At 71.1% G+C, this 16,909-nt stretch carries 12 protein-coding genes; 7 read left to right on the top strand and 5 right to left on the bottom strand.

Going from position 1 to position 16,909, the window contains the following annotated elements; genetic code table 11:
* Positions 1 to 50: 50 nt before the first annotated feature.
* Entirely contained in the window at positions 51 to 1,199 is a 1,149-nt protein-coding gene (locus tag ACZ45Z_RS24330; protein ID WP_468366078.1) for an NAD(P)/FAD-dependent oxidoreductase, read from the bottom strand.
* 270 nt (positions 1,200 to 1,469) lie between these two features.
* On the opposite strand from ACZ45Z_RS24330, the gene ACZ45Z_RS24325 reads away from it, so the two are divergent.
* A complete protein-coding gene (locus tag ACZ45Z_RS24325; RefSeq protein ID WP_468366075.1) occupies positions 1,470 to 3,830 on the top strand; it encodes a collagenase in 2,361 nt (786 codons plus the stop codon).
* Positions 3,831 to 3,915: 85 nt separating this feature from the next.
* Here the strand turns inward: ACZ45Z_RS24325 and ACZ45Z_RS24320 are convergent, their stop codons facing one another.
* Entirely contained in the window at positions 3,916 to 5,592 is a 1,677-nt protein-coding gene (locus ACZ45Z_RS24320) for a glycoside hydrolase family 13 protein (protein WP_468366072.1), read from the bottom strand.
* 508 nt (positions 5,593 to 6,100) lie between these two features.
* Here ACZ45Z_RS24320 and ACZ45Z_RS24315 point away from each other — a divergent pair.
* Positions 6,101 to 6,910, top strand: coding sequence for an esterase/lipase family protein (locus ACZ45Z_RS24315; RefSeq protein WP_468366069.1), 810 nt, complete (start codon positions 6,101 to 6,103; stop codon positions 6,908 to 6,910).
* A gap of 53 nt (positions 6,911 to 6,963) precedes the next feature.
* On the opposite strand, the gene ACZ45Z_RS24310 is transcribed toward ACZ45Z_RS24315, so the two are convergent.
* Positions 6,964 to 9,462, bottom strand: a complete 2,499-nt coding sequence (locus ACZ45Z_RS24310; RefSeq protein ID WP_468366065.1) for a SpoIIE family protein phosphatase — start codon at positions 9,460 to 9,462, stop codon at positions 6,964 to 6,966.
* 264 nt (positions 9,463 to 9,726) lie between these two features.
* On the opposite strand from ACZ45Z_RS24310, the gene ACZ45Z_RS24305 reads away from it, so the two are divergent.
* From ACZ45Z_RS24305 to ACZ45Z_RS24295, 3 genes are all read left to right on the top strand, one after another.
* Positions 9,727 to 11,091 carry a M28 family metallopeptidase gene (locus ACZ45Z_RS24305; RefSeq protein WP_468366062.1) on the top strand — a complete coding sequence of 455 codons (1,365 nt, stop codon included), beginning with the start codon at positions 9,727 to 9,729 and terminating at the stop codon, positions 11,089 to 11,091.
* A gap of 370 nt (positions 11,092 to 11,461) precedes the next feature.
* Positions 11,462 to 12,493, top strand: coding sequence for a hypothetical protein (locus tag ACZ45Z_RS24300; protein ID WP_468366060.1), 1,032 nt, complete (start codon positions 11,462 to 11,464; stop codon positions 12,491 to 12,493).
* Between the two features lie 103 nt (positions 12,494 to 12,596).
* Positions 12,597 to 13,844, top strand: a complete 1,248-nt coding sequence (locus ACZ45Z_RS24295) for a PP2C family protein-serine/threonine phosphatase (protein ID WP_468366057.1) — start codon at positions 12,597 to 12,599, stop codon at positions 13,842 to 13,844.
* A 13-nt stretch (positions 13,845 to 13,857) separates the two neighbouring features.
* Here the strand turns inward: ACZ45Z_RS24295 and ACZ45Z_RS24290 are convergent, their stop codons facing one another.
* Both ACZ45Z_RS24290 and ACZ45Z_RS24285 read right to left on the bottom strand, forming a co-directional pair.
* On the bottom strand, positions 13,858 to 14,118 hold the full coding sequence (locus ACZ45Z_RS24290; RefSeq protein ID WP_468366054.1) for a hypothetical protein: 261 nt from the start codon (positions 14,116 to 14,118) through the stop codon (positions 13,858 to 13,860).
* Positions 14,119 to 14,145: 27 nt separating this feature from the next.
* The gene (locus tag ACZ45Z_RS24285) at positions 14,146 to 14,415 is read right to left on the bottom strand and encodes a hypothetical protein (protein ID WP_468366051.1); all 270 of its coding nucleotides are present in this window, start codon (positions 14,413 to 14,415) and stop codon (positions 14,146 to 14,148) included.
* Positions 14,416 to 14,618: 203 nt separating this feature from the next.
* On the opposite strand from ACZ45Z_RS24285, the gene ACZ45Z_RS24280 reads away from it, so the two are divergent.
* Both ACZ45Z_RS24280 and pstS read left to right on the top strand, forming a co-directional pair.
* Entirely contained in the window at positions 14,619 to 15,500 is an 882-nt protein-coding gene (locus tag ACZ45Z_RS24280; RefSeq protein WP_468366049.1) for an isocitrate lyase/PEP mutase family protein, read from the top strand.
* 128 nt (positions 15,501 to 15,628) lie between these two features.
* Positions 15,629 to 16,804 (top strand): phosphate ABC transporter substrate-binding protein PstS, encoded by a 1,176-nt coding sequence (pstS, locus tag ACZ45Z_RS24275; RefSeq protein ID WP_468366046.1) that lies wholly within the window; start codon positions 15,629 to 15,631, stop codon positions 16,802 to 16,804.
* The last annotated feature ends 105 nt before the right edge of the window (positions 16,805 to 16,909 follow it).

The raw sequence follows: 16,909 nt of genomic DNA, 5'->3' as shown, positions 1-16,909 counted from the left end.
GGCCAGGGCCGGGGTCGGTGTCGGGGTCGGGGTCCGAGTCGTGGTCGGGATCAGGCGGCAGCGCTGAACCGCCCCGGGCGGAACGGTCGTACGTCCATGGGTGGTTCGCCTCCCGTCAGCAGGCGGGCGATGATCAGGCCGGTGGCCGGGGCGAGTCCGATGCCCGCGCCTTCGTGGCCGCAGGCGTGCAGGAGTCCGGGCACGCGGGAGTCGTGGCCGATCGCGGGCAGGTGGTCGGGCAGGTAGGGGCGGAACCCCGCGTACGTCCGCATCGCCCGCACCCCGGCCAGCACCGGGAAGAGGGCGGTGGCCTGCTGGGCGAGGCGGCGCAGGACGTCCACCGACAGGGTGCGGTCGAAGCCGACGCGTTCGCGGCTGGCGCCGATCAGTACCGGGCCGGCGGGGGTGCCCTCGACGACGGGAGAGGTCTGGAGGGCCGCGGAGCCGCTCGCCACGTCGGCGACGTAGTCCGCCGCGTACACCTTGTGCCGCACCACGCGCGGCAGCGGTTCGGTGACGAGGACGAAGCCGCGGCGGGGCAGGACGGGCAGGTGTGCCCCCGCGAGGGCGGCCAGCGCGGCGCCCCAGGTGCCGGTCGCGTTCACCACGTACGGGGCGTGTGTGTCACCGGCCGGCGTGCGCACGCCGCGTACCGCGCCGTTCGCGCCGGTGAGGATCGCGGTGACCTCCTCACCCGGACACAGGCGCGCGCCCGAGGCGTGCAACAGGTGGGCGGCGGCTAGGGCGGGCTGGACCTGGGCGTCCTGGGGATAGTGGAAGCCGCCGGCGAGGCCGGGGGCGAGGTGCGGCTCCAGGTCGCGGAGCCGGTCGGCCGGTATCTCGCGCGCCGTGACGCCCGCCTCGGCCTGCGCGTCGGCCAGCTTCCGCAGCGCGTCCCTTCCCGGGCCGTCCGAGGCGACGACCAGGCCGCCTTTGGCCTCGTATTCGATTCGGGCGGGGAGGCTGCCGGCGATCCCTTGCCACAACTTGGTCGATAACAGGGCCAGTTCGAGCTCCGGGCCGGGTTGTTTGTCGGAGACCAGGAGGTTGCCCTCGCCGGCTCCCGTGGTCCCGCCCGCGACGGAACCACGGTCGATCACGGTGACCTGGAGGCCGGAACGGGAGGCGTAGTAGGCGCAGGCGGCGCCGATGACTCCCGCTCCGACGATGATGACGTCGGAGGGGCTTCTCGCGGACATGTCAGTAATATTTCACATTGCACTGAGCCTGCCAAGACCCCACGCCACGACCGCTATTGAGGAGCGCCAAGTGGGGGCCGATCGGGGCAACCGCCCACCACTGAGGGGTTGTCAGTAACATTTCACATTACTATGTTACGTAGCACATGGTGCCCCAACTGACGCTCACCGCACTCCAGTTGGCGGGCGGGTCGACCTCATCGATCGGCCTCATCGAAGCTCCCCGGCGCACCTCATCACCCACCACCACCTCCCACACAGGAGTCATCGGTGCTCAGATCGAGAACGTGGCGAAGAAGCCCGCGCAACCCCCTGCTCACCGCGGCGCTGGCGGTGACCCTCTGCGCGGCCGCCGCCCAGCCCGGCTCCGCGGCATCCCCCTCCCCCGCCCCCTCCGCTTCTCCCGGCGCGACGCCGGCACCCCGCCAGGCCGATCCGGCGCCCCACCCCTTCGACCAGGTCACCCGTCTCGCCCGCGCACCGCGCACCGCGCTGCGCTCCCCCTCCGCGCCCGGCGGCCTGTCCCACGGCCGCCTCCCCGGCCCGCGCACGGGCAAGGCGAGGACCACGGCCCCTCCGGCCCGCGTCACCCTCGGCGACACCGTCGTCCTCTGCACCCTCGACGGCGTCAAGGACCTGAGCCCGGAGCGATTCGCCGACTTCCTCGCCGATCCGGCCGTCACCGCCGACGGCTGTCTGCGCGACCTCATATGGACCTGGGACGCGCGCCTGGCCCCGGTCATGTCGACGGCTCACGTCCAGGCCGTCTCCCACAGGATCACCGGGCTCGCCGCCGCCCACGACGGCAGGAACGGCGGGCACCTGCTGGAGATGTTCACCTACCTGCACGCCGTGGCCTACCACGACTTCTCACGCGACGAGATCGACATCACCGACGCGCCGACCGTCGACGCCATGCGCCGCGCCGTGAACGCCTTCGGCTCGGCCGCCCACACCTTCGACGTCACCCGCACCAACGCCGAAACACTCCGCGAGTCCCTCTACGCCGCCGGCTCGCCCGGCCTGCGGCAGCACCAACTCCCGCTCGTACAGCGTGTCCTGGCGACCATGGACGCCGCACACCCGGCGACCGCGAAGGACACCTCCTGGGCCGGTGCCGCCCTCGCCGCGCTCTCCCTCAACTACCTCGGGGTCTATCCCGGCAACCACGACACCGCCTTCCGCGACGCGGTCACCGCCGACCCCACCTATCGCGCGGCGTTCATGGCCTTCGCCGGTCACACCCACCTCAAGGACACGGCCAACGCCTGGGTGGTGCGGGACGCGCTCGGCGAATACGGGCGGTTCGGCCAGATCGACGCGCTCAGGAGCCGGACCGTGACCGACCTCGGCACGCTGCTGGCCACCGCGACCCGCAACTTCGGCGAGGGCAGCCAACCGTGGGCGAAGGTCGTCACCTGGCTGATCGAGTTCGACGCGTGCCGGCAGCACAAGGTGTGCAAGACAGACATCGAGCGCCGCGTCTTCCCCCGCGCCTACGCCTACGACAAGGGTCAGATCACCGTCCGCACCGCCCTGGACCGCACCACCGTCGACCGGCTCTACTACGCGAGCAAGCAGGTCAGGGCGCAGTTCCACCGGGTCCTGGGCACCGACCGGCCGCTGGCGGGCGACACCAACACCAAGCTCACCGTCGTGCTGTACGCCTCCCGCGCGGACTACGAGACGTACCATCCGCTGCTCACCGGCATGGGCACCGCGAACGGCGGCGTGTACATCGAGGACGGCGCCACCTTCTACACCTATCAGCGCCGCGTCCCGCAGGACTCCACACTCACGCTGGAGGAGCTGTTCCGGCACGAGTACACGCACTACCTCAACGGCCGCTGGGCGGTCCCCGGGCTCTTCGGTGAGGGCGCGTGGTACGAGGGCGACCGCACCACCGCGATGGACGAGGGGACCGCCGAGTTCTTCGACGGCGCCACCCGCGACAACGGCATCGCGGTCCGCAAGTCCCTGGTCCGCGGCATCATCAACGACACGGCGGGCGGCACGCCCCGGATGAGCGTCGACCGGCTGCTGCACGCGACGTACGACGGCGACAAGTTCCGCTTCTACCCGTACGCGGGGACGTTCTTCGAGTTCCTCTGGACCGAACGCCCGTCCCTGATCAGGGAGATGTACGGCTACACGCGGGCCGATGACCCGGCCGGTTTCGACGCCTGGCGGACCAGGCTCGGCAAGGACGCCGGCCTGCAACGCGCCTACGACGCCTTCCTCGACGCCCAGATCGCGCACGTCGATGACCTGTACGTGCCGCACACCACCTTCATCCCCGTCCAGCGGCTGCGCGACGCCTCGGCCGCCGCGGTCCGCGCGTCCTTCACCGCCGCCACGGGCACCACGCCCGCCTGCCGCGCCACCGGCTCCCCGGCGCGCCCCCGGTTCGTGTGCACGGGCCGGATCACGGCGAACCTGAGCGACCCGGGCGACGCGGACGCGGTGTTCAAGGACATGTCCGAGACCGTCGACTACTTCCTCCTCGACCGCGCGAAGAAGGGCGCCAACAATTTCGCCGACATGAACTGTTCCTTCGGCGCGGTCCGGCTCTGGGACGACCGCCCGGCGGGAACGTCGGACTTCGGCTGCGAGGGGCCGCTCAGGGGCTGAGCCGTCCGGCGGCGGCCGGCCCGCGCACCGGACGACCTCCGCGCCGGACAGCCGTGGTGGGTCGTCCGGCGCGGAGACGGAAGCGTCAGCGGGCCGTGGTCCGCAGCCACACCGTGGTCCACGGGGGCACGTCGGTGCCGGTGAGCGGGGCGGAGGACAGCAGCACCTCGCCGTCCGGCAGCGGCCTGGCGGTGTCCGTCAGGTTCGTCAGGCACTCCCACCCTCCCGAGCGGCGGAAGTGCAGCACCCCCGTGCCCGCCCGCTCCTCGCCCCCGACCCATTCGAGGGTCTCGTCGGCGACCAGCCGGCGGCGGGTGTGCAGCGCCGTGCGGTACAGCTCCAACGGTGAGGACGGCACGCCCTGTTGGGCCTCGACGGACAGTTCGCCCCAGCCGTGCGGTTGCGGCAGCCAGGACCCGCCACTGCCGAATCCGTAGGAGCTGCCCGTCCGCTTCCAGGGCAGCGGTACCCGGCAGCCGTCCCGGCCTTTCAGCAGACCTCCGCTGCGGGTCCACACCGGGTCCTGGAGGTCGGCGCGGGCGAGGTCGGCGACCTCGGGCAGGCCCAGTTCCTCGCCCTGGTAGACGTAACTGGAGCCGGGCAGCGCCAGCATCAGCAGGGTCGCGGCCAGGGCCCGGCGCAGTCCGAACTCCCCGTCCACCGCGGGCTCGCGGCCGTCGCGGAGCAGCCATGCCTCCTTGTCGCAGCCCTCCGGCAGGCCGTGCCGGGAGGCGTGCCGGATCACGTCGTGGTTGGAGAGCACCCAGGTGGCGGTCGCACCGGCGGCCCGGGCGGCGGAGAGGGCGGTGTCGATGGAGGACCGCAGTTCGCCGGCGTGCAGCGGGGCGTTGAGGAAGTCGAAGTTGAACGCCTGGCCGAGTTCCTGGGACGTGGCGTAGGCGGTGCGCCGGGAGTTGCGTACCCACGCCTCGGCGACGGCGATCCGCGGTGGGTCGTACTCGTTGAAGACCCGCCGCCAGTCACGGAAGATGTCGTGGACTTCGTTGCGGTCCCAGAACGGGTGGCTGCCGTCCTCGGGCAGGTCCTCCGGCTCGTAACTCTCGACGGTGCCGAGGTCGCGCAGGGGCGCGGCGAGGTCCTTGGCCAGGCCGTGGGCCACGTCGACGCGGAAGCCGTCGACGCCGCGATCGGACCAGAAGCGCAGGATCTGCCGGAACTCCTCGCGGACCTCGGGGTTGTCCCAGTTGAAGTCGGGCTGCTGGGGCGCGAAGAGGTGCAGGTACCACCAGCCGTCGGGCAGCCTGCTCCAGGCCGGGCCGCCGAAGCAGGACACCCAGTCGGTGGGCGGAAGTTCGCCGCCCGGGCCCTTGCCCTCACGGAAGACGTACCGCTCGCGGGCGGGGGCCCCGGGGGCGGCGCGCACCGCCTCCTGGAACCAGGCGTGCTGGTCGGAGGAGTGGTTGGGCACGATGTCGACCATGACCTTGACGCCGAGCCGGTGCGCCTCGGCGACCAGCGCGTCGAAGTCGTCCAGGGTGCCCAGGCGGGGGTCGACGTCGCGGTAGTCGGCGACGTCGTAGCCGCCGTCGGCCAGTTCCGAGGGGTAGAAGGGGCTGAGCCAGACGGCGTCCACACCCAGGCCGGCGAGGTAGGGCAGCCGGGAGGTGACACCGGGGAGGTCGCCGATGCCGTCGCCGTCGGAGTCGGCGAAGCTGCGCGGGTAGACCTGGTAGACGACGGCCTGCCGCCACCAGTCGGCGGGGCCGGCTACGGAACCGTCGTGCGGTCCGGGCAAGGACATGTGCGACGCCTTTCGTCAGGTACGAGGGGTGCGGTGCGGGTGGCTCGGGGTGGGCGGGCGGTGTCACCCCCGGCGACGAGCGTCCCGTAAGGCACCTGGACCGGTACCGGCCGGCGAACAGGGCGAGCGGCGGGAGGACGGACAGCATCGGCGGAGCCGTCATGATGCTGCCCCGCCCGCGCGGCGGCATGCCGGCCGGCGGAAGCGGAATCCGGGGCCGGAGCCGCCCCCACCTGCGAAGATCATCCGCTCCCCGGGGGGACGCGGCTCCGGAAATCCTGACGACCCGGCTCCGCGACAGCGGGATGTGTTCCCCGCCTCACTGAGGTGCGCAAGGGGTTGACGAGCCAGAAAACGGAATCCAGAATCCCGCTTACTGTTCGGTAATGCCGAACGGTGATCACCTCGTCGCTGCGCCCAGAGGCCGAGCCGCCGTTTCCACGGCCCTGCCCGCAGTCGGCCCAGGGGCTGGACGGACCGCGTCCGCCCGGCTCGCGAAAGGAACGACATGCGCCGTCTGAGAACGCTCCCCCTAGCCCTGGCAGCCGCCGCCTGCGCCGTCTTCGGCCTCGCCGCGTCCCCCGCCCAGGCCGTCGACATCTCCCCGACCGGCGCGAACGACTGGACGTGCAAGCCGTCCGCCGCCCACCCCTACCCCGTCGTACTGGTCCACGGCACCTTCGAGGACATGGCCAAGAACTGGTCCGTCCTCTCGCCGCAGATAAAGAACGCCGGGTACTGCGTCTTCGCGCTCAACTACGGCAACTACGCCACCGGCCACATCGCCGATTCGGCCCGCGAGCTCGCCGCGTTCGTGGACTCGGTACGCGCCGCGACCGGCGCCAAGAAGGTCGACCTGGTCGGCCACAGCCAGGGCGGCATGATGCCCCGCTACTACCTCGGCCCGCTCGGCGGCGCCAAGAAGGTCGACGAGCTCATCGGGATCGTCCCGTCGAACCACGGCACGACCAACCCCCTGACCGTCCCGACCGGCTTCGCCGGGTGCGACGCCTGCACCGAGCAGCAGGTCGGCTCGGCGTTCCTGACCGAGCTCAACGCCCCGGGCGACACGGTGCCGGGCCCGGACTACACCGTGATCACCACCAAGCTCGACGAGGTCGTGACCCCGTACACCAGCGCCTTCCTCAGCGGGCCGAACAACCGGGTCACCAACGTGACGCTCCAGGACCGCTGCCCGACGGACGCCTTCGAGCACGACCAGAACCCCAATGATCCGGTCGTGGCCCAGTGGGTGCTCAACGCGCTCGGACGCGTCGGCCCGGCCGACCCCGCGTTCGCACCGCGCTGCGTGGGCTGATCCCGGGGCCGGGATCGGGCGCGCGGGTGGGACGAGCAGCGACGTTCCGCCTGTCAGAGGGTCACGGCGTCGCCGTGTGAGGTGAGCGGGTGCTCGGCCCAGATGGTCTTGCCGTCGCGCCCATAGCGGGTGCCCCACCGCTCGGTGAGCCGGGCCACCAGGAAAAGCCCGCGCCCGCCCTCGTCGGTGGTCCGGGCCCGGCGCAGGTGCGGGGAGGTGCTGCTGTGGTCCGAGACCTCGCAGATGAGGCTGCGGTCGCGGATCAGCCGCAGCGTGATCTGCCCCCCGGCGTACCGGTAGGCGTTGGTGACCAGCTCGCTCACGATCAGCTCCGCGGTGAAGGCCACCTCCTCCAGCCCCCACTCGGTGAGCTGCGCCGTCGTCAGCGAACGCGCCCGGGCGGCGGCGGTCGGCCCGGCGTCCAGCTTCCAGGTCGCCACCTGCTCCGCGGCCAGGACACTGGTACGGGCGACGAGCAGCGCGACGTCATCGGCGGGCCGGGCCGGCAGCAGCGCGTCCTCCACCGCCTTGCAGGTCTCCTCCAGGGAGCCGGCCGGCGCGGACAGCGCACCGAGCAGACCGGCGAGCCCCTCGTCGGGGTCCCGTCGGCCGGCTTCGATGAGTCCGTTGGTGTAGAGGGCCAGGAGGCTGCCTTCGGGCAGTTCCACCTCGACCGACTCGAAGGGCAGCCCGCCCAGGCCCAGCGGCGGCCCGGCGGGCAGATCGAGGACGCGCGCCCGTCCGTCCGGGGTGACCACCACGGGCGGAGGATGACCGGCGCGGGCGAAGGTGCAACAGCGCGAAGCCGGGTCGTAGACCGCGTACAGGCAGGTCGCGCCGATGATCTGCGGCAGGAGTTCACCGGCCGGCTCCTGCTCCGCGGCCAGGCGCTGCACCAGGTCGTCCAGGTTGGACAGGACCTCTTCCGGGGCCAGGTCGAGGTTGGCCAGGGTGTGCACGGCGGCGCGGAGGCGCCCCATGGTGGCCGCGGCGTGGATGCCGTGCCCGACCACGTCGCCGACCACGAGGGCGACCCGCAGCCCGGAGAGCGCGATGACGTCGAACCAGTCGCCGCCCACGCCCGCGGTGAGGTCGGCCGGCCGGTAGCGGTGGGCGATCTCGACGGCCGGGTACACGGGCACCTCGCGCGGCAGCAGGCTGTGCTGCAAGGTGAGGGCCGCCTGGTGCTGCTGGGTGTAGCGGCGGGCGTTGTCGATGGACAGCGCGGCGCGGGAGGCCAGCTCCTCGGCCAGCGTCAGATCGTCCTGCTCGAAGGAGTCGGGCCGCTCCGCCCGCCCCAGGGTCAGCAGGCCCAGTACAAGCCCCCGCGCGGCGAGCGGCACCGTCATCATCGAGTGGACGTCTCCGCCCGCGGCCTCCCCCATGACGTCCCCCTCCCCCGTCCGGTCAGCGGGAAGCCCCGCACCGGCTTTCTCCGGCCCCGTGATGAGCAGGGGACTCCGCTCCGCCAGGCACCGCGCCTGCGGGCTGTCGGGAGGGAAGTGGAAGGGCCGGCCCCCGGCGGGCGTGGAGCGGGAGGGCGGCCCCTGGTCGGGCGAGTCCGCCCGCGCTCCACCCTGCGCCTCCGCGGCCGCGCTGCGGACCGCGACCCTGCACACCGGCCCGGACGCGTCCGGCGTGGGCTCTTGTCCGCGCGTCACCGGCTCCAGCAGGTCCACGGACACGAAGTCCGCGAGAGCGGGCACCGCCACCTCGGCCAGCTCCCGCGCCGTCCTCGCCACGTCCAGCGTGGTCCCGATGCTGGAGCCCGCCTGGTTGAGCAGCGCCAGCCGACGCCGGGACCGGTAGCGGTCGGTGACGTCCTCCACCGTCTGTGTGACGCCCAGGACCCGGCCGGAGGGGTCCTGCATACGGAACGCCGAGACCGAGACGACCAGATCCCGGCCGGGGTCCTGCCGGATCCGGCAGGGTTGCTCGGCGAAGATCGCGGAATTGCCGGTGTCCAGCACCTCCTGGAGCTGCGTCTCGACCGTCTCCGTATCCGGCGGGATCAGGAAGTCGCTGGTGCGCATCCCGCGGTGCTGTTCGACGGGGAGGCCGCTGAAGCGCGCGATCGCCCGGTTCACGCGCAGGATCTTGAGGTCCGGGTCATGGACGGAGAGCCCGATCGGGGACCGGCGGAACAACCCGTCCAGGACCGACCGGTCCGTCTCCCACTGGATCACTTCTTCGGCGGGCGCGGCGACGACGACCCACTCGACTTCCGCGTCGCCTCTGTTCACGGCCCGCACCCGGCAGCCGAACTCCACCCGGTGCCCGCCGCGGTGGCGGACGGGCACGAGCCCGAACCACCCGTTGTCGGCCCGGCAGATGGCCACCGCTTCCATGACGAGCCCGAGGTCGCCGGGCGGGATGAGGAAGTCGGCCGCCGGCCGGCCCAGCGCTTCCTCGGTCGGGTAGCCGAGCAGCGCCACGGCCCGTTCACTCCAGCCCACGATCCGCCCGCGGTCGTCCAGCACAACTGAGACCGCGCGACGCACCGCGAACGGGTCTTCCGGCCCTTCGCTGAACGCTTTCACCGAAACGTCCATCGCCACCACCCTCGCACCTGCCGTGAGCGCCTGCCAGGCGACGGCCCCGGAAGGACGCTTTCAGCGCGGCGGCCGCCCGCCCCCACCGCTCCGCTCCCCCCTTATCTCCCCCGGTTATCTCCCTTCCGCTATCGCCCCTCCAGGAGCGATATCCGGCACGGCGTGTCCGGATTCAGCCTTGTCGCCGGAGCGCACCGCCCCCACGATCAGCTTCGCGCCATGCACGGTCCATCCCCCTTCGTGTACGGAATCCGGAGACCCCACATGTCCTCGCATGCCGAAATACGCACCGTCCCCGCCTCCCGAAGATCCTGGACGCGCCGAGCCGTCGTAGCGGTGACCGCGGCCGGTGCGGTGCTCGGACTGCTCGCCGCGGCCCCCACGGCCACGGCGACGGCCGCCGCAGCCCCGTCCGCCGCCCCCGTCCTCGCGGCCCCCGACATACCCCTGGCCAACGTCAAGGCCCACCTCAACCAGTTCCAGTCGATAGCCGGCGCCAACGGCGGCAACCGGGCCCACGGCCGGGCCGGTTACCGGGCCTCGATCGACTACGTCAAGGCGCAACTGGACGCGGCCGGCTACACCACGACCCTCCAGCAGTTCACCGCGAGCGGCACCACCGGCTGGAACCTGATCGCCGACTGGCCCGGCGGCGACCCCAACCAGGTCCTGATGGCCGGCTCGCACCTCGACTCGGTCTCGTCCGGCGCCGGGATCAACGACAACGGCTCCGGGTCGGCCGCCGTGCTGGAAACCGCGCTCGCGGTGTCCCGCGCGGGGCTCCAGCCGACGAAGCACCTGCGTTTCGGCTGGTGGGGCGCGGAGGAGTTGGGCCTGCTCGGCTCCAAGCACTACGTGAACAACCTCCCCTCCACCGAGCGCGCGAAGCTCGCCGGCTACCTGAACTTCGACATGATCGGCTCGCCCAACCCCGGCTACTTCGTCTACGACGACGACCCGCAGATCGAGTCGGTCCTCAAGGGCTACTTCGCCTCTCTGAACATCCCCACCGAGATCGAGACCGAGGGCGACGGCCGCTCGGACCACGCGCCGTTCAAGAACGCCGGCGTCCCCGTGGGCGGGCTCTTCTCCGGCGCCGACTACACCAAGACCTCCGCCCAGGCGCAGAAGTGGGGCGGTACGGCCGGATCGGCGTTCGACCGCTGCTACCACTCGTCCTGCGACACGACGGCGAACATCAACGACACCGCGCTGGACCGCAACAGCGACGCCATCGCCCACGCCATCTGGACGCTGGGCGCGGGCACCACGACCCCGCCCGGCAGCGGGTACGAGAACACCGGCGACGTCGCCATCCCGGACGTCGGCACCGCGGTGACCTCGTCGGTCGCCGTCACCGGACGTACGGGCAACGCGCCCGCCGCCCTGAAGGTGGGCGTCGACATCAAGCACACCTGGCGCGGCGATCTCGTCATCGACCTCCTGGCCCCGGACGGGACCGCCTACCGGCTGAAGAACTCCAGCGCCAACGACTCGGCGGACAACGTCATCACGACGTACACCGTCGACGCCTCCAGCGAAACCGCCAACGGCACCTGGAAACTGCGGGTTCAGGACGTCGCGGCGCAGGACACCGGCTACATCGACAGTTGGAAGCTCACCTTCTGACCGCCGCATCCTGACAGCCGAAGGCGCGCAGGTCCTGAACCACCGGCACAGGGCAGGGCCCCCGGTCACGCGAAACCGGGGGCCCTGCTACGGCGGAGGTTCCCGGAGACCCTGCCGATGCCGCAGGGCAGTTGGGCGAGGAACCGCAGGGAGGCACCTCGCTCGCGGCATGTCGGCCGGACGAACTCGCTCGGTGCGCTACCCACCGTGTCGCCTCTGAAGCCGCGTTGGACGACAGCTGGCCGGAACCGGCGACGGGTGGAGAGGCGCGGCGCCCGCCTCTCCACCCATCGCCGGTCCGAGTCGGGTTGCAGCTCTTCATCGGCGGGCTCCTAATTGGGGTATGAGATGGTCTTCTTCGGGAGGCCGCATGTCGACTTCCCCGAGCAATCCCTTGGACGAGGACGAAGATGTAGCCGGCACGAGGGGTGCGCCTTGGTGTCAGCGGGCTGCCGCGCATATCGCCGAGCTCCAGTCCCAGCTCAACAGAATTCGCAAGTTGACGCCCCCGCTGGATCCCTATGACGAGGAAGTCGCGAATAAGGCGACCACGCATTTGCGCGCGGCGCGGCGGGCGACGGACGACAAGAGCAGTTTGTGGGCGAAACTCACCGGCGCGACCGTCGACCGGACCTACGCCAATATCCACAAGGCCGAAGTGAAGCTCCTGCACCTGGCGAGAGATGACGATCTCACCTGGCGAGGGGCTGTTGTGCTGGCGCAGGCCCGACAGCATCTGGGACGCAGTGATCCACGGCTGCAACTGCTGGAGGAGCGGCTGAAGAGCACCGATCACCTGCTGCATCCACCATTGCGGGAACTGGCTGTCAGTACGTTGCTGGCGGCGCACGACGCCGAGGAGACCGAGCGCGCGAGAGTCCGCAGCTTCCGCAATATCCTGCTCGCCTCGGTGATCGTCACCAGCGTCATCGCCGGCATGTTTCTCGTCTGGGGTTTTCTCGCCCCGACGGCGCTACCGCCGAAAATCTGCTTCGAAGGCGGTATCTGCCCGATAGGAACACAGCCCGGTGGCACCGACGTCCTGCTCGTGGAAGCCACGGGACTGGGCGCGGCGGCCCTGGCGGGCGCATTGTCGCTGCGCTCCATTCAGGGCACGGCCACGCCCTACTCCGTACCGACCATGCTGGTGTTGCTGAGACTTCCGGTCGGGGCACTGTCCGCCCTTCTGGGGATCCTGCTGATCCACGGTGAATTCATTCCGGGATTGTCGAATCTGGACAGCGGGGCTCAGATCATCGCCTGGGCGATCGCCTTCGGCATTCTTCAGGAGTCGGTGACGCGTATGGTCGACCGGCAGGGGAAAGCCGTTCTGAACAATGTGCGGGGCTCCGAGCGCGGCTTCGAGAAACCGGGGAAAGGCGCTGATTCCGTCCGGGAATAGCCGGCTGAGGGCGCGAGCCGCCGCACCGGACGGCTCGACCCCTCGTAGATTGAAATGAGGGGGTGGGTGGTTCCGCGAGCGTCTGCAGGAGTGGCGGGAGGACGTGACGACACCGGAGATCGACTACGCGGCGTTGTTCGCCGCCACGCCGAGCCCGTGCCTGGTGCTGGGCCCGGACCTGGTGATCCTCGCCGCGAACCGGGCGTATCTGCGGGCCACCGGCCGCACGGATGACGACCTGGCCGGGAAGTACGTCTTCGACGCCTTCCCGGACAATCCCGCGGACCCGGAAGCCGACGGGGTGCGGAACCTCAAAGCCTCCCTGCACCGGGTCCTGGTCTCCCGGAAGCCGGAGCCGATGGCGCTCCAGAAGTACGACATCCCCCTCGTCGACCGGCCCGGCCAGTTCGAGGAGCGCTGGTGGTCCACGATCAACACCCCCGTGCTCGGTCCGAGCGGGACGGTGGCGTGGATCCTGCACCGGGTGGAGGACGTGACGCCCTTCGTCCAGGCCCACCAGACCCACGACCGCCTCACCGGCCCCCCGCTGACCGAGCGGAAAGAGGGGATGGAGAGCGAGCTGTACGCCCGCGCCCGGGAGTTGGAGCGCCTGAACGAGGAACTGCGCCAGGCGCACGCCCGCGAACGCCAGGTGGCCGTCACGCTCCAGGAGGCCATGCTCCGCTCCCCCGACCTGCCGCGGCACCGCAACATCGCGGTGCGCTACCTGCCCGCCATCGGCTCCCTGAACGTGTGCGGCGACTGGTACGACGTCGTCGATCTGCCCGAGGACGACTTCGCCATCGCGGTGGGCGACGTCGTCGGCCACGGCCTGGAGGCCGCCACCGTCATGGGGATGCTCCGCAGCGCGCTGAGCGCCGCCATCCGCGCGGTGGACGGGCCCGCCAAGGCGCTGGAGGTACTGGGCCTGTACGCGCGTTCGGTCGAGGGCGCGCTGGCCACCACGGCGGTGAAGTTGGTGATCAACGCGAGAGACCGGCGGATCGTCTACAGCAGCGCCGGCCATCCGCCGCCCGTCCTCCTGCACACCGACGGCACGACCGAGCTCCTGGACCAGGCGACCGACCCACCACTGGGCGCCCGCCCCGAACACGTGCCCCGCCCCCAGGCGGAACTGCCCTACTCCCCCACCGACACGCTGGTCCTCTACACCGACGGGCTCATCGAACGCCGCGGCGAGGACATCGACGTCGGCCTCGCCCGCCTGACCGACTCCCTCGCCCGCTACAGCCGCCTCAGCCCCGAGCGTCTCGCCGACGCGCTCCTGGCCTGCCTGGGCGTCAGCGGCGGCGCGCGCGACGACATCGCCCTCGTGGTCGTGCGCCTGTGACTCCTCGCGGTGGTCAGCCGGCGAACTCGGCCTGAAGCGCGCGCAGGGTGTCCTCCAGGGTGTCCGCGGTCCTGTCGTGGCCGGAGAATCCGTCGTCGTCGGCGGGGTCGACGGTGTAGGCCCAGCCCGTTTCCGGGTGCCCGTCGATGGTCGCGGAGCGCCGGCCGACGGTGACGCTGATCGACAGGTTGCCGCCGGGGAAGTCGATGATCTCCGCGTGAATGCCGTCTCCGAGGATGCTGCTGATGAGGCTGCGGGCCTGCTCGGGGTTCATGGGCTGCTCCTGGAGGTGCGGTGAGTCCTAATCGGTGCTGGTCATCTGGGCGACGCGGGAGCGGTAGGCGTCGATTTCCTCCTGGGTGAGCGCGAGCCTGCCGGGGCCGGCCTGGTCCGCGGGAAGTTCGGTGGCCTGGCGCATGGCCCGGTGCAGCGGGCCCGGAAGGTTGAGCAGAAGCTGGCCCTGTTCGGCGGTCTCGATCACCATCCAGGAGTCCGACGTGTCGTCGTGGACGTCGGTGGCCTCGATGGTGCTGGCGGCGGTCACGGTCAATACGGGAGGAATATCACTCATGCCTCCTCCCTACCAGGTGCAGGGGCGAGACGCCCAACCGTGCTCGCCACCGACCGAGGGCCCGCCTTTTCCTTCGACGCGTACCGGCGCATGGATGAAGTAAAGAAAAAGTCATGGCGTGTTAAAGAGCGTGCCCCGCGCGTGCCGGTAGATATGCCCCCGACCCCGCTCTCCGCGAGCACCGGTCTGACAGGAGGCAGCAAATGCGTCACGGACAAGCACTGCGCGACGAGATCACCGCCGAGGGCACCACGCCGCTCATCGGCGTCTACGACATGTACTCGGCGTCGATCGCCGCCGGGCACTACAACGGCTTCTTCGCCTCCGGATTCGGATTCGCCGCGTCGTACTACGGGCTTCCCGACATCGGGTTCATCGCCTGGCCCGACATGGTGGCCTTCGCGGAGCGCCTGCGGGGCGCCTTCCCCCGCCACCACCTCCTGGTGGACATCGACGACGGCTACGTCGACCCGGAGGTGGCGTGCCACGTGGTGCGGCGCCTGGAGCGGATCGGGGCCTCCGGGGTGGTCCTGGAGGACCAGAAGCGCCCGCGCCGGTGCGGGCACGCGGACGGCAAGCTGGTGCTGCCGCTCGACGCGTACCTGGAAAAGCTCAACCTGGTGCTCGCCAGCCGTACCGACCTGGTCGTCGTGGCACGCACCGACGCCACGGAGGGCGCGGACATCCTGCGCCGGGCGGCGGCACTGGCCGCGACGGAGGCGGATGTGGTCCTCGTGGACGGCGTCCGCAGCGTCGAATGGATCCGGCGCATCCGCGCGGTCGTCGGGGACAAGCCGCTGCTGTTCAACCAGATCGCCGGCGGCAGGTCACCACGGCTCTCGCTCACCGAACTGACCGAGTTGGGCGTCGACGCCGCCCTCTACAGCACGCCCTGCCTGTTCGCCGCGCACCGCGCGATCGATGCCGCGATGGCCGAGCTGAAGCGCGCCGACGGACGCCTGCCGGCCACCGGGGACGGCGGAGGCGAGGTCGGCGTCCGGGAGGCCACCGCATTGCTGACCCGGAACACCGGCCGCCACCATCCCGTCCACGAGGCCGTCCTGGCGGGACCCGCCCTTGACTGACCTCTCACCCATTTCAGCTACTGCACGTAGTCGATTGCATGCTTATAGTGATTTCCATGGACGGCGGCCGGCCCCGCGACCCCTCTGCGGCGCCGGTCCCCGGCCGTCCGGAGGAAGGAGCACGCGAAGTGAAACGTCAGCGGAAGAGGAGAGCGGCGCGAGCACCGGCGGTCGGCTCCGCGGTGGTGTCCGGGATGCTGCTACTGACCGCGTGCGGCTCGGACAACGACAGCTCCGGCCCTTCCCCCAGCGCCTCGTCCGCGGCCGGCACGACGAGCACCGCCACCTCCACGGCCGGCACCGGCGGTATCGCCTGCGCCAAGCCCGCCACCCTGCGGGCGTCCGGCTCGACGGCGCAGCAGTACGCCATGCAGTTCTGGATCAAGAACTACCTGCGGGCCTGCCCCGACACGAAGATCACCTATGAGAGCAACGGCTCCGGCGCCGGCCAGGCCGACTTCCTCAAGGGCGGTACCGCCTTCGCGGGTTCGGACTCCCCGCTGAGCACGTCACAGATCGACCGGTCCAAGAGCGTGTGCGCGGACGGGGGCCAGGCCCTCCACCTGCCGGTGGCCGGCGGCCCGATCGCCGTGGGATACAACCTCCCAGGAGTCAGCAGGCTGATCCTCGACGCCCCGACGCTCGCGAAGATCTTCGACGGGAAGATCACGAAGTGGGACGATCCGGCGCTCGCGAAACTCAACCCCGGCACCGACCTGCCGTCGACGCCGATCCAGCCCGCCCACCGGTCGGACGCCTCCGGGACGACGGACAACTTCACCGCCTACCTCGAAGCGGCCGCCCCGAGCGCCTGGCCGCACGCGCACGACCAGCGCTGGACGGCCGAGGGCGGTCAGTCCGCCAAGGGCTCGGCGGACCTGGCCGCCAAGGTGAAGGAGACCGAGGGCGCGATCGGCTACTTCGAGCTGTCGTACGCGCTCGCCCGCAGGATCCCGACGGCCGCTCTCGCCACCGGCGCCCCCGCCCCGGTCGACGCCAACGTACTCAGCGCCTCCAAGGCGATCGCCGACGCCAAGGTGGTGAGCACCGGTGATGACCTCGTCCTCGGGCTCGACCACGCGACCAAGGCGCCCGGCGCCTACCCGATCAACGCGGTCACCTACGAGATCGTGTGCAGCAAGGGCAACAAGGGCGCGGAGGCGGCTATGTGGCCCGCCACCAAGGCGTTCCTGACCTACCTCGCCGGGGAACGGGGGCAGCGGGACCTGAGTTTCCAGGGCTACGCGACGCTCCCGGCGAAGGTCGTGCAGAAGGTGCGCGACCGGATCGCCAAGCTGCCCTGAGGGGGTGGGGGGGGTTGTTCTTTTTCGCACAGGCCAACCTCCCCCCCCCCAGGTGCGTCCCCCACTCCCCGATCCTCTTCTCTCCCGCACCTCTGTCCTCAGCTG

Source organism: Streptomyces sp. NPDC031210 (assembly GCF_055570395.1).
Note: the sequence above shows the minus strand (reverse complement) of the source record. Positions and strands in the feature narration are given on the sequence as shown.